Annotated in this window: 11 protein-coding genes; 6 read left to right on the top strand and 5 right to left on the bottom strand. The window is 57.4% G+C overall.

Annotated elements, in window-relative coordinates:
- Window positions 1-54: 54 nt before the first annotated feature.
- The 5 genes from clpP to JOE33_RS05425 all read left to right on the top strand — a co-directional run bounded on the left by clpP (window position 55) and on the right by JOE33_RS05425 (window position 7,198).
- Entirely contained in the window at window positions 55-696 is a 642-nt protein-coding gene (gene clpP, locus JOE33_RS05445; protein WP_002552734.1) for an ATP-dependent Clp endopeptidase proteolytic subunit ClpP, read from the top strand.
- Between the two features lie 106 nt (window positions 697-802).
- Window positions 803-2,086, top strand: coding sequence for an ATP-dependent Clp protease ATP-binding subunit ClpX (gene clpX, locus JOE33_RS05440; protein WP_032612051.1), 1,284 nt, complete (start codon window positions 803-805; stop codon window positions 2,084-2,086).
- A gap of 207 nt (window positions 2,087-2,293) precedes the next feature.
- Entirely contained in the window at window positions 2,294-4,690 is a 2,397-nt protein-coding gene (gene lon, locus JOE33_RS05435) for an endopeptidase La (RefSeq protein WP_003409729.1), read from the top strand.
- Window positions 4,691-4,836: 146 nt separating this feature from the next.
- The gene (locus tag JOE33_RS05430; RefSeq protein WP_002552737.1) at window positions 4,837-5,109 is read left to right on the top strand and encodes an HU family DNA-binding protein; all 273 of its coding nucleotides are present in this window, start codon (window positions 4,837-4,839) and stop codon (window positions 5,107-5,109) included.
- Between the two features lie 205 nt (window positions 5,110-5,314).
- Window positions 5,315-7,198, top strand: a complete 1,884-nt coding sequence (locus JOE33_RS05425) for a SurA N-terminal domain-containing protein (RefSeq protein WP_010434419.1) — start codon at window positions 5,315-5,317, stop codon at window positions 7,196-7,198.
- 106 nt (window positions 7,199-7,304) lie between these two features.
- Here the strand turns inward: JOE33_RS05425 and JOE33_RS05420 are convergent, their stop codons facing one another.
- Entirely contained in the window at window positions 7,305-7,634 is a 330-nt protein-coding gene (locus JOE33_RS05420; RefSeq protein WP_187625688.1) for a helix-turn-helix domain-containing protein, read from the bottom strand.
- An 89-nt stretch (window positions 7,635-7,723) separates the two neighbouring features.
- Between JOE33_RS05420 and JOE33_RS05415 the strand changes: the two genes are divergently transcribed.
- The gene (locus tag JOE33_RS05415) at window positions 7,724-8,050 is read left to right on the top strand and encodes a nuclear transport factor 2 family protein (protein WP_187625687.1); all 327 of its coding nucleotides are present in this window, start codon (window positions 7,724-7,726) and stop codon (window positions 8,048-8,050) included.
- A 205-nt stretch (window positions 8,051-8,255) separates the two neighbouring features.
- Here the strand turns inward: JOE33_RS05415 and fabI are convergent, their stop codons facing one another.
- The 4 genes from fabI to JOE33_RS05395 are packed head-to-tail and all read right to left on the bottom strand — an operon-like array spanning window position 8,256 to window position 12,775.
- Window positions 8,256-9,050: an enoyl-ACP reductase FabI gene (gene fabI / locus JOE33_RS05410; protein ID WP_003368564.1), complete on the bottom strand. Its 795-nt coding sequence runs from the start codon at window positions 9,048-9,050 to the stop codon at window positions 8,256-8,258.
- A gap of 18 nt (window positions 9,051-9,068) precedes the next feature.
- A complete protein-coding gene (locus JOE33_RS05405) occupies window positions 9,069-10,679 on the bottom strand; it encodes an ABC transporter ATP-binding protein (protein ID WP_010434407.1) in 1,611 nt (536 codons plus the stop codon).
- A gap of 1 nt (window position 10,680) precedes the next feature.
- Window positions 10,681-11,700 (bottom strand): ABC transporter permease, encoded by a 1,020-nt coding sequence (locus tag JOE33_RS05400; protein WP_010434404.1) that lies wholly within the window; start codon window positions 11,698-11,700, stop codon window positions 10,681-10,683.
- A gap of 1 nt (window position 11,701) precedes the next feature.
- Window positions 11,702-12,775 (bottom strand): microcin C ABC transporter permease YejB, encoded by a 1,074-nt coding sequence (locus tag JOE33_RS05395; protein ID WP_003409733.1) that lies wholly within the window; start codon window positions 12,773-12,775, stop codon window positions 11,702-11,704.

Genomic DNA, 12,775 nt, shown 5'->3' with positions numbered 1-12,775 from the left:
TCGCGCTGGCTTGTGCGTATTCAAGACTCGACTATTTGGGAGTGAATGCAGGACATGTCCCGCAATTCTTATATTCAGCAGAACTCTGACATCCAGGCCGCTGGCGGCCTGGTCCCGATGGTTATCGAGCAGTCCGCCCGTGGCGAACGCGCCTATGACATCTATTCGCGCCTTCTCAAGGAGCGAGTCATCTTTATGGTTGGTCCGGTAGAGGACTACATGGCCAACCTTATCGCGGCACAGCTGCTCTTCCTTGAAGCGGAAAACCCGGACAAGGATATCCATCTCTACATCAACTCGCCGGGCGGTTCGGTGACTGCAGGCATGTCGATCTACGACACCATGCAGTTCATCAAGCCGGACGTTTCGACCATCTGTATCGGTCAGGCTTGCAGCATGGGTGCATTCCTGCTGGCCGGCGGCGCAGAAGGCAAGCGTCATTGCCTGCCCAACTCGCGGATGATGATTCACCAGCCGCTGGGCGGTTTCCAGGGCCAGGCGTCGGATATCGACATCCATGCCAAGGAAATCCTGCACATTCGTCATCGTCTCAACTCGCTGCTGGCGCATCACACCGGCCAGAGCCTCGAAACCATCGAGCGCGATACCGAGCGTGACAACTTCATGAGCGCAGAGCGTGCAGCCGAATACGGCCTGATCGACTCGGTGATCAACAAGCGTCAAATGCCTGCCTAAGCGGCTCAAAATGTAGGGGGTCGGCACAACCGACCGCCTGCGGACTTGAAAAAGCCCGCAATAGCCTTCATCTTGTGTTGCAAGCCTACCGGATTGGATCGATCGAATGACTGACACCCGCAACGGCGAGGACAACGGCAAATTGCTCTATTGCTCCTTCTGTGGCAAAAGCCAGCATGAAGTGCGCAAATTGATTGCCGGCCCCTCGGTCTTTATCTGCGACGAGTGCGTCGACCTGTGCAACGACATCATCCGTGAGGAGGTGCAGGAAGCTCAGGCCGAAAGCAGCGCGCATAAATTGCCTTCGCCCAAAGAAATCAGCGGCATCCTTGACCAGTACGTAATCGGTCAGGAACGTGCCAAAAAGGTTCTCGCAGTAGCGGTGTACAACCACTACAAGCGTCTGAATCAGCGTGACAAGAAGAACGACGACGTCGAGCTTGGCAAGAGCAACATCCTGCTGATCGGCCCTACGGGCTCCGGCAAGACGCTGCTGGCCGAAACACTGGCTCGCCTGCTCAACGTGCCGTTCACCATCGCCGATGCCACCACCCTGACCGAAGCCGGTTATGTGGGTGAGGACGTCGAAAACATTATCCAGAAGCTGTTGCAGAAATGTGATTACGATGTCGAGAAGGCCCAGATGGGTATTGTCTACATCGATGAAATCGACAAGATTTCGCGCAAATCCGACAACCCTTCGATCACTCGTGACGTGTCCGGCGAAGGCGTGCAGCAAGCCTTGCTGAAACTGATCGAGGGCACCGTGGCTTCCGTTCCGCCTCAAGGTGGTCGCAAGCATCCACAGCAGGAATTCCTGCAGGTGGACACGCGCAATATCCTCTTTATCTGCGGTGGCGCCTTCTCGGGCCTGGAAAAGGTCATTCAGAACCGTTCCACCCGTGGCGGCATCGGCTTCAACGCCGAGGTTCGCAGCAAGGAGGAGGGCAAGAAGGTTGGCGAGTCGTTGCGCGAAGTCGAGCCTGACGATCTGGTCAAGTTCGGTCTGATCCCCGAGTTCGTGGGTCGTCTGCCGGTGCTTGCAACGCTGGACGAGCTGGATGAGGCTGCTTTGATACAGATCCTCACCGAGCCGAAGAACGCACTGACCAAGCAGTATGCCAAGCTGTTCGAGATGGAAGGTGTGGACCTCGAGTTCCGGACCGATGCGCTGAAGTCGGTTGCCCGTCGCGCGCTGGAGCGCAAGACCGGTGCCCGTGGCCTGCGTTCGATTCTGGAAGGCGTTCTGCTCGACACCATGTACGAAATTCCTTCGCAGAGCGATGTGAGCAAGGTAGTGATCGATGAGAGTGTCATCGATGGCTCATCCAAGCCGCTGTTGATATACGAAAACAGCGAGCCGCCTGCCAAGGTTGCTCCCGACGCATAAACGCATGTTCATATGCGTGTGAAGTAACACTGAAGGGGGCCTTTTTGGTCCCCTTTTGCATTTTTAGTCCGTTCATTCGTATTGTATGAAGAAACTGATCTTTGCGGGTCGCGCCTCTAGAGCTTGTTTTTTTCGGACGCTACCCCCATCTTGGCTTCAAGCTAATTCCATCTGTCCCGGCCTATTGGCCGCCGTAGAGGCGAAATCATGAAGACCACTATTGAATTGCCTCTCTTGCCATTGCGTGATGTCGTGGTTTATCCGCACATGGTTATCCCGCTGTTCGTGGGGCGCGAGAAGTCTATCGAAGCCCTTGAAGCGGCAATGACAGGCGACAAGCAGATCCTGCTGCTCGCGCAAAGAAATCCGGCTGACGACGATCCTGATGAAAAGGCTCTGTACAGCGTCGGCACCATCGCCACCGTATTGCAGTTGCTCAAGCTGCCCGATGGCACCGTAAAGGTGCTGGTCGAAGGCGAGCAGCGCGGTTCGGTAGAGCGTTTCATCGAAGTCGATGGCCACTACCGCGCAGACGTCGCGCTGATCGACGAAGTCGATGCACCGGACCGTGAGTCCGAGGTGTTCGTGCGCAGCCTGCTGGCTCAGTTCGAGCAGTACGTGCAACTGGGCAAGAAAGTCCCTGCAGAGGTCCTGTCGTCGCTTAACAGCATCGATGAGCCTGGCCGCCTGGTCGACACCATGGCTGCGCACATGGCGCTCAAAATCGAGCAGAAGCAGGAAATACTCGAGATTATCGACCTGTCAGCCCGTGTCGAGCACGTGCTGGCCTTGCTGGATGCCGAAATCGACCTGCTGCAGGTCGAAAAGCGCATTCGCGGTCGTGTGAAGAAGCAAATGGAGCGCAGCCAGCGCGAGTACTACCTGAATGAGCAGATGAAGGCCATTCAGAAGGAGCTTGGCGATGGCGACGAAGGCCACAACGAAATCGAAGAGCTGAAGAAGCGCATCGACGCTGCGGGCCTGCCCAAGGACGCTCTGACCAAGGCAAATGCCGAGCTGAACAAGCTCAAGCAGATGTCGCCGATGTCGGCTGAAGCGACCGTGGTGCGCTCCTACATCGACTGGCTGGTTCAGGTGCCGTGGAAGGCGCAAAGCAAGGTGCGTCTGGATCTTGCGCGCGCCGAAGCGATTCTTGATGCCGACCACTACGGTCTGGACGAGGTCAAGGAACGCATCCTTGAATACCTCGCCGTGCAAAAGCGCGTGAAGAAAATTCGTGGTCCTGTGCTGTGTCTGGTGGGTCCACCGGGTGTGGGTAAAACTTCCCTGGCCGAGTCCATAGCCAACGCGACCAATCGCAAATTCGTGCGTATGGCATTGGGTGGCGTGCGTGACGAGGCTGAAATTCGTGGTCATCGCCGGACTTATATCGGTTCGATGCCAGGAAGATTGATACAAAAGATGACAAAGGTGGGTGTTCGCAACCCGCTGTTCCTGCTTGACGAAATCGACAAGATGGGCAGCGACATGCGTGGCGATCCGGCGTCGGCATTGCTCGAGGTACTTGATCCCGAGCAGAACCACAATTTCAACGATCACTACCTTGAGGTCGACTACGATCTTTCGGACGTGATGTTCCTGTGCACGTCGAACTCGATGAACATTCCGCCAGCGCTGCTGGACCGGATGGAAGTCATTCGCCTGCCGGGCTACACCGAAGACGAAAAGATCAACATCGCCGTCAAATACCTCTCGCCCAAGCAGATTCAGGCCAACGGCTTGAAGAAAGGCGAGATCAGCTTTGACGAGGAAGCGATCCGCGACATCATCCGTTATTACACCCGCGAAGCGGGCGTGCGCGGGCTTGAGCGGCAGATTGCCAAGGTCTGCCGCAAGGCGGTCAAAGAGCACGCGATGGAAAAACGTTTCGCGGTGCAGGTCACGGCTGACATGCTCGAGCACTTCCTGGGCGTGCGCAAGTTCCGCTACGGGCTGGCAGAGCAGCAGGATCAGATCGGTCAGGTCACCGGTCTGGCGTGGACTCAGGTGGGCGGCGAATTGCTGACCATCGAAGCGGCGGTCGTATCGGGCAAGGGTCAGTTGATCAAGACCGGTTCGCTGGGTGATGTCATGGTCGAATCCATTACAGCAGCCCAGACCGTAGTTCGCAGCCGTGCCCGTAGTCTGGGCATTCCAGCTGATTTCCACGAGAAACACGACACGCATATCCACATGCCGGAAGGCGCCACGCCGAAGGATGGACCGAGTGCTGGGGTTGGCATGTGCACCGCACTTGTCTCGGCGCTTACACAGATCCCTGTGCGGGCGGATGTGGCAATGACCGGTGAAATTACCCTGCGCGGCCAAGTGCTGGCTATTGGTGGTTTGAAGGAAAAACTTCTGGCTGCACACCGCGGCGGAATCAAGACTGTGATCATTCCAGAAGAAAACGTGCGTGATTTGAAGGAGATTCCTGACAATATCAAGCAGGATCTGCAGATCAAGCCCGTTAAATGGATTGACGAAGTCCTGCAAATTGCGCTGCAATACGCGCCGGAGCCTTTGCCGGACGTGGCTACAGATCTGGTCGCCAAGGAAGAGAAGCGCGAGTCTGACTCTAAGGACAGAATTAGCACGCATTAAGACTGGGCAGGCTTCCTTGACAGCTTTTTAGAGCCCTTGTTATAAAGCGGCTCTTTAAAGCAATCACCGGCAAGCCTTCCAGCGCTCGTTTTGCTTAACACCTAAAACTTAGAAACATACTCAATATAGAGATAAGGGGACTTAGAGTGAACAAGTCGGAACTGATTGATGCTATCGCTGCATCTGCTGATATCCCGAAAGCTGCTGCTGGCCGTGCGCTGGACGCAGTGATCGAATCCGTCACTGGCGCTCTGAAGGCTGGCGACTCGGTTGTTTTGGTTGGCTTTGGTACGTTCTCCGTGACTGATCGTCCTGCTCGCATCGGTCGCAACCCTCAGACTGGTAAGACGCTGGAAATCGCTGCTGCCAAGAAACCAGGTTTCAAAGCCGGTAAAGCCCTTAAAGAAGCTGTCAACTAAGCCTCTCTATGCCTTTGCCCGCTGGATCGGGCCTGTCCTGATCCAGTAGCGGAGCGGTGGTGCATTCGGTTGCGACACCGAAGGGTTCGAGCCCTACCGCTTCGTCAGTTACGAGAAGGCGCATCCTCGGATGCGCCTTTCTTCTATCCGCTTTCTACCCACGCTCCGCGGTTGGTTAGTCAGTACAACCGTTTTGGGGGACGCAATGCTGCAGAACATCAGGGACAATTCACAAGGCTGGATTGCCAAGACAATTATCGGAATCATCATCGCCTTGATGGCCTTCACCGGCATCGAGGCGATGTTTACCGCTACCAGCAACAAGCAGAACGCGGCTGAAGTCAACGGCGAGGACATCTCTCAGAATGAGTTGAGCCAAGCTGTCGACATGCAGCGCCGCCAGTTGGCTCAACAGCTTTCGCAGCAGTTGGGCAAGGATTTCGATCCTGCCATGCTGGACGAAAAGCTGTTGCGCGAGTCAGCCCTCAAGGGTCTGATCGATCGCAAGCTGCTGCTGCAAGGCGCGGCGGATGCCAAGTTCTCGTTTTCCGACGCGGCACTTGATCAGCAGCTTTTGCAGACGCCTGAATTTCAGGTGGATGGCAAATTCAGCGCAGACCGTTTCGATCAGGTGATTCGCCAGTTGGGTTACAGCCGTCTGCAGTTCCGCCAGATGCTTGGTCAGGAAATGCTCATTGGCCAGGTGCGTGCAGGTGTTGCCGGCAGTGCCTTTGTAACCGACGCACAGGTTGAAGCCTTCGCACGCCTCGAAAAGCAGACCCGTGATTTCGCCTCGCTGACCCTGCCTGCCGATACCTCGGCGGTCAAAGTGACCGATGATGAAGTCAAGGCTCACTACGACGAGCATGCCAAGGAGTTCATGAGCCCTGAGCAGGTCGTACTCGACTACATCGAATTGAAGAAGTCGTCTTTCTTCGACAAGGTGCAGGTCAAGGACGAGGACTTGCAGGCGGCTTATCAGAAGGAAATTGCCAATCTGTCCGAACAGCGTCGTGCGGCACACATCCTGATCGAAGTGAACGACAAGCTGAACGAAGAGCAGGCCAAGGCGAAGATTGAAGAAATTCAACAGCGTCTGGCCAAGGGTGAGGATTTCGCGGCGCTGGCCAAGGAATACTCGCAGGACCCTGGTTCGTCGAACAAGGGCGGTGATCTGGGCTACGCAGGCAAGGGTGTCTATGACCCGGCTTTCGAAGAGGCATTGTATGCCTTGAACAAGGACCAGGTTTCGCAGCCGGTGCGTACCGACTTCGGCTGGCACCTGATCAAGCTGCTGGGCGTTGAAGCACCTTCGGTGCCGACCTTCGCCAGTCTGAAAGGCAAGCTGACCAACGATTTGAAATCGCAGCTGGTCGAGCAGAAGTTTGTCGAAGTGACCAAGCAGCTGGAAGATTCTGCGTTCGAATCGTCCGACCTGTCCCAGCCGGCACAGGACCTGGGTCTGAAGGTTCAGACCACTGCACCCTTCGGTCGTGAAGGCGGCGAAGGCCTGACAGCCAACCGCGCGGTCATCCAGGCGGCATTCAGCCCTGAAGTGCTGGAAGAAGGCGCCAACAGCAACACACTGGAGCTGGATCCGGAAACGGTCGTGGTGGTGCGTTCCAAAGAGCACCTGCAACCACAGCAGTTGCCACTAGAGAGCGTTGCCAGCTCGATTCGCGCTCAACTGGTCAAGGAGCATGCTTCGGCAGCTGCCAAGACCAAGGGTGAGGCCCTGCTGGCCGGTCTGCGTGACGGCAAAATCCCGTTGGCGGCCAAGCAGGAAGGTCGTGACTGGAAGATGATGGAAGCGGTTACTCGCAGTCAGGAAGGGGTTGACCCGCAAGTGCTGCAGACGCTGTTCCGCATGCCCAAGCCGACAGGTAAGGACAAGCCGGAATTCGCCAGCATCACTGCTTCTGATGGCAGCTTCGTGATCGTCCGTCTCAATGGCGTCAATCAGGCGGCTGCGCCGACTGATGCAGAGAAGGCACAGTACCGTCGCTTCCTCGCCTCCCGTGAGGGGCAACAGGATTTCGCGGCGTACCGTGCACAGCTGGAAAGCAAGGCGAAGATCGAGAAGTTCTGATCTCGAAACGCGCACACAAAAAGGCCGCTCATTGAGCGGCCTTTTTTTTGGAGTGGCGGCGGGGCGCCGATTACGTACCCGTGTCAGGGTAAGTCATGACACGTATTCACTCACGAGACTCTGACCATCCGAGCATGCTATCCAGCACTGGGCAAAGCCGTTGTCCCCATGGTGTAAGGCGATAATCAACCTGAGGAGGTTTGAAGTCGTGGACGGTTCGAATGACCAACCCATCGCTTTCCAGGCTACGTAATTGTTGAGCGAGCATTTTTTGCGATATGCCTTTCACTCGGCGTTCGAGATCCGAAAAGCGCTGAATCTTACCGTCGAACAGGTGGAACAAAATCACCAGTTTCCACCTGCCGCGCAACAGCGCGAATACGTTGTTGACATCTTCGGCAGCAGAGTCGGGTGTATACAGCGTTCGATTGCTCATTGCTGTCACTTACTTTTTCGTGCGTTCTTGTGGGGCTACCCCTTGGCGATGATCATGAGTGCCTCGTCATTTAATAATGAGGCATCTCGATGAACATCACTCGGTACCCGGTCATTGAAGCATATCTTGCCAGCGAAGCAGGCGCAGCCGTGGATGTGCTGGAGGACTTGTTTACCCATGACGCTCGTGTCACTGATGAGGGCGTGACGGTCTGCGGGATTGAAGCGATCAAGGCGTGGAAGCGAGCAGCGAAACACAAATATCAATATACCGTCGAGCCTGTCGAGAGCCTGGAAAGCGACGGGCTGGTTATTGTGAAGGTGAGACTCAGTGGAACATTTCCTGGAAGCCCTGCAGTAGCAAGGTTCAGGTTCGCACTGACTGACGGACTGATCAGTGCACTGGAAATCGGTTAATGATCACATCAGAGGTTCCAGAGATATCACGGATCAGCGAAAAGGCATTTCATACCTGATGTGGAGTTTCATCCATTTTTGAAGGCTTCGGGGGGGGCAAGGTGAATTAGCCGGCTAATTCAGGACAACAAAAAAGGCCGCTCATTGAGCGGCCTTCTTTTCGAGTGCGGGAAAATGCCGCTCGCGAGGAGCGGCGTTTACCGTATTACTCGTCCATGCTGCCCATCGCGGTGGTGTTGAAGCCGCCGTCGACGTACATGATTTCACCGCTGATGCCCGACGCCAGATCGGAGCACAGGAACGCGCCGGCGTTGCCGACTTCGTCGATGGTGACGTTGCGACGCAGAGGAGTCTGCGCTTCGTTGGCAGCCAGCATCTTGCGGAAGTTCTTGATGCCTGACGCGGCCAGGGTGCGGATCGGGCCGGCCGATACGGCATTGACGCGAGTACCTTCCGGGCCGAGGCTGCCGGCCAGGTAACGAACGCCGGCTTCCAGGCTGGCCTTGGCCATACCCATGACGTTGTAGTTGGGCATGGTGCGCTCTGCGCCCAGGTAGGACAGGGTCAGCAGGCTGCCGTTACGGCCCTTCATCATTTCGCGACCGGCTTTGGCCAAGGCCACGAAGCTGTAGGCGCTGATGTCATGAGCGATGCGGAAACCTTCGCGCGTGGTGGCTTCGGTGAAGTCGCCATCGAGTTGGTCGCCCGGCGCGAAGCCGACCGAGTGAACGATTACGTCCAGGCCGTCCCACTTCTTGCTCAGTTCTTCGAAGACCTTGTTGATCTCTTCGTCGCTGGCCACGTCGCAAGGGAAGCACAGCTCAGGGCCCGAACCCCAGCCTGCGGCGAACTCTTCGACACGACCCTTGAGTTTGTCGTTCTGGTAGGTGAAGGCAAGCTCTGCGCCTTCACGATGCATGGCGGCAGCAATGCCGGATGCGATGGACAGTTTACTGGCGACACCGACGATCAGGACGCGCTTACCGGCGAGAAAACCCATGTGTTGTTCCTCTTCAGGTTAATCGACAGCTACCGGCGCCAAAAAGGCGGCCTCCAGCAGCTGCTGTGTATAAGGATGTTGCGGTGCGGCAAAGATATCCTGCGCTGCACCCTGTTCGACCACTTGGCCTTGCTTGACCACCATCAACTGGTGGCTCAGCGCTTTGACGACAGCCAGGTCATGGCTGATGAACAAATACGTCAGGTTGTACTTGGTTTGCAGCGAGCGAAGCAACTCGACGACCTGACGCTGTACGGTCCGGTCGAGGGCCGAAGTCGGCTCGTCCAGCAAAATCAGCGCCGGCTTCAAGACCAGTGCACGTGCAATTGCGATCCGCTGGCGTTGGCCACCGGAGAACTCGTGAGGGTAGCGGTGCCGGGTATCCGGGTCCAGACCAACCTCCCTGAGTGCTTCGATGATCGCCGTCTGCTGTTCGGCGGCCGTACCCATGCCGTGGATTCGCAAGCCTTCGCCAACGATTTCAGCCACCGACATGCGTGGGCTCAAACTGCCAAACGGGTCCTGGAAAACCACTTGCATCTGCCTGCGCAGCGGACGGATCTGCTGTTGCGACAGGGATTCTAGCGCGTTGCCCTTGAACCGTATGGTGCCTTGGCTGCCGATCAGTCTGAGAATCGCCAGGCCCAGCGTCGATTTGCCCGACCCGCTTTCACCGACAATACCCAGTGTTTGCCCTTCCGGCAGGCTGAAACGTATGCCGTCCACCGCCTTGACGTGGTCGACCGTGCGCTTGAGCAGGCCCTTTTTGATCGGGAACCAGACTTTCAGGTCCTCGATTTCAAGCAGCGGAGCACCTGCGGGGTTGGTCGAAGGACCGCCGCTGGGCTCGGCGCTGAGCAAAACCCTGGTGTACGGATGTTGCGGCGAACGGAACAATTCTTCGCACGATGCCTGTTCGACGATGCAACCGCGTTGCATGACACATACTCGATTGGCTATTTGCCTTACGACGTTCAGATCGTGGCTGATAAGCAGCAGTGCCATACCCAGGCGAGCCTGCAACTGCTTGAGCAATTCGAGGATTTTCAGCTGTACCGTCACATCCAGCGCGGTGGTCGGCTCATCGGCAATCAGCAGCTCGGGTTCGTTGGCCAGGGCCATGGCGATCATTACACGCTGACGCTGGCCACCTGACAGCTCGTGTGGCAGCGCTTTGAGACGTTTGCGTGGCTCAGGGATGCCAACCAGATCAAGCAGCTCCAGCGTGCGCTCGGTGGCCGCCTTGCCGGTCAGGCCCTTGTGCAGGCCCAGGACCTCGTTGATCTGTTTTTCCACCGAGTGCAGCGGATTGAGTGAGGTCATCGGCTCCTGGAAGATCATGGCGATCCGGTTGCCACGGATCGTGCGCAGTTTTTTCTCTTCCACTTTCAGCAGGTCTTCACCTGCGTAGCGGATCGTGCCGCTCGGGTGGCTGGCGATGGGGTAGGGCAGCAGGCGCAGGATCGAGTGCGCGGTGACTGACTTGCCCGAGCCGCTTTCGCCGACCAGCGCGAGCGTTTCACCGCGACGAATATCGAAGCTGATGTTCTCGACCACGCGTTGCCGCGAATCGCCCGTCACGAACTCGACCGCCAGATCGCGGATTTCGATCAGATTGTCATTGTTCATCTTATTTCCTTGGGTCGAAAGCATCGCGGGCGGACTCGCCGATGAACACCAGCAGACTCAGCATGATGGCCAGCACAGCGAAGGCGCTGATGCCCAGCCAGGGCGCCTGCAGATTGGATTTGCCCTGAGCTACCAGTTCGCCCAGTGACGGCGAACCTGCCGGCAGGCCGAAGCCCAGAAAGTCCAGCGCTGTCAGCGTGCCGATGGCGCCGGTGAGAATGAACGGCAGAAAGGTCATGGTCGATACCATCGCGTTGGGCAGAATGTGGCGGAACATGATCGCGCCGTTCTCCATGCCCAGCGCCCGCGCGGCCCTTACGTATTCCAGATTGCGGCCGCGCAGGAACTCGGCGCGTACCACGTCCACCAGGCTCATCCAGGAAAACAGCAGCATGATGCCCAGCAACCACCAGAAGTTGGGTTGTACGAAGCTGGCGAGGATGATCAGCAGATACAGGACCGGCAGGCCCGACCAGACCTCGAGGAAGCGCTGGCCCAGCAGGTCGACCCAGCCGCCATAGTAGCCCTGCAGGGCACCGGCGATGACGCCGATGATCGAGCTGAGGATGGTCAGGGTCAGGGCGAACAGTACCGAAATCCTGAAACCGTAGATCACCCGAGCCAGGACGTCACGGCCCTGATCATCGGTGCCCAGCAGGTTCTCCCGCGAAGGCGGCGCCGGGGCAGGGACTTTCAGGTCGTAGTTGATGCTCTGGTAGCTGAACGGGATGGGCGCCCACAGGGTCCAGCCATCCTTCGCAGCGAGCAGTTCCTTGATGTACGGGCTCTTGTAGTTGGCTTCCAGCGGGAATTCGCCGCCGAAGGTGGTTTCCGGGTAACGCTCGAATACCGGGAAGTACCAGCTGCCGTCATAACGCACGGCCAGCGGTTTGTCATTGGCGATCAGTTCGGCGCCCAGGCTCAGGCCGAACAGAATCAGGAACAGCCACAATGACCACCAGCCACGCCTGTTGGCCTTGAAGCGTTCGAAGCGACGGCGATTGAGAGGAGACAGCTTCATATCAATGCTTCCTGCTTTCGAAGTCGATGCGCGGGTCTACGAGGGTGTAGGTGATGTCGCCGATCAGCTTCACCACCAGCCCCAGCAGGGTGAAGATGAACAGCGTGCCGAACACCACCGGATAGTCGCGGTTGATCGCGGCTTCAAAGCTCATCAGGCCCAGGCCGTCCAGCGAGAAGATCACTTCCACCAGCAGCGAGCCGGTGAAGAAGATACCGATGAACGCTGACGGGAAGCCGGCGATCACCAGCAGCATCGCGTTGCGAAACACATGGCCGTAGAGCACCTTGTGGTTGCTCAGGCCCTTGGCTTTGGCCGTGGTCACGTATTGCTTGCTGATTTCGTCGAGAAAGCTGTTCTTGGTCAGCAGCGTCATGGTGGCAAAGTTGCCGATCACCAGCGCGGTGACCGGCAATACCAGATGCCAGAAGTAATCGAATAGCTTGCCCAGTGTGCTCAGTTCGTCATAGTTGTTGGAGGTCAGCCCGCGCAGCGGGAACCAGTTGAAGTAGCTGCCCCCGGCAAACACCACGATCAGCAGAATCGCAAACAGGAACGCCGGAATGGCGTAGCCGACGATGATTGCCGAGCTGGTCCACACGTCGAACTGGCTGCCGTGGCGCGTGGCCTTGGCAATCCCCAGCGGGATCGACACCAGGTACATGATCAGGGTGCTCCATAACCCGAGGGAAATGGACACCGGCATCTTCTCGACAATCAGGTCGATGACCTTGGCATCGCGAAAGAAACTGTCGCCGAAATCCAGCGTGGCGTAGTTCTTGATCATGATCCACAGGCGTTCCGGCGCCGACTTGTCGAAACCGTACATGCGTTCGATTTCCTTGACCAGTGCCGGGTCCAGGCCTTGCGCGCCGCGGTAGTTGGAGCCGGCCACCGAGACTTCGGCGCCGCCTCCGGCAATCCGGCTGGTGGCGCCATCGAAGCCTTCGATCTTGGCGATCATCTGTTCGACCGGGCCACCGGGCGCAGCCTGAATGATGACGAAGTTGATGATCAGGATGCCGAGCAGGGTAGGAATGATCAGCAGCAGCCGTCGCAGAATATAAGCCAGCAT

It is taken from the genome of Pseudomonas sp. PvP027 (genome assembly GCF_017833005.1).
Taxonomy (GTDB): domain Bacteria; phylum Pseudomonadota; class Gammaproteobacteria; order Pseudomonadales; family Pseudomonadaceae; genus Aquipseudomonas; species Aquipseudomonas congelans.
Note: the sequence above shows the minus strand (reverse complement) of the source record. Positions and strands in the feature narration are given on the sequence as shown.

Bases quoted from the DNA above. Each gene is read 5' to 3' on its own strand.
- clpP (WP_002552734.1), top strand. From the start codon at position 55: ATGTCCCGCAATTCTTATATTCAGCAGAACTCTGACATCCAGGCCGCT.
- clpX (WP_032612051.1), top strand. From the start codon at position 803: ATGACTGACACCCGCAACGGCGAGGACAACGGCAAATTGCTCTATTGC.
- lon (WP_003409729.1), top strand. From the start codon at position 2,294: ATGAAGACCACTATTGAATTGCCTCTCTTGCCATTGCGTGATGTCGTG.
- JOE33_RS05425 (WP_010434419.1), top strand. From the start codon at position 5,315: ATGCTGCAGAACATCAGGGACAATTCACAAGGCTGGATTGCCAAGACA.
- JOE33_RS05420 (WP_187625688.1), bottom strand. From the start codon at position 7,634: ATGAGCAATCGAACGCTGTATACACCCGACTCTGCTGCCGAAGATGTC.
- JOE33_RS05415 (WP_187625687.1), top strand. From the start codon at position 7,724: ATGAACATCACTCGGTACCCGGTCATTGAAGCATATCTTGCCAGCGAA.
- fabI (WP_003368564.1), bottom strand. From the start codon at position 9,050: ATGGGTTTTCTCGCCGGTAAGCGCGTCCTGATCGTCGGTGTCGCCAGT.
- JOE33_RS05405 (WP_010434407.1), bottom strand. From the start codon at position 10,679: ATGAACAATGACAATCTGATCGAAATCCGCGATCTGGCGGTCGAGTTC.
- JOE33_RS05400 (WP_010434404.1), bottom strand. From the start codon at position 11,700: ATGAAGCTGTCTCCTCTCAATCGCCGTCGCTTCGAACGCTTCAAGGCC.
- JOE33_RS05395 (WP_003409733.1), bottom strand. From the start codon at position 12,775: ATGCTGGCTTATATTCTGCGACGGCTGCTGCTGATCATTCCTACCCTG.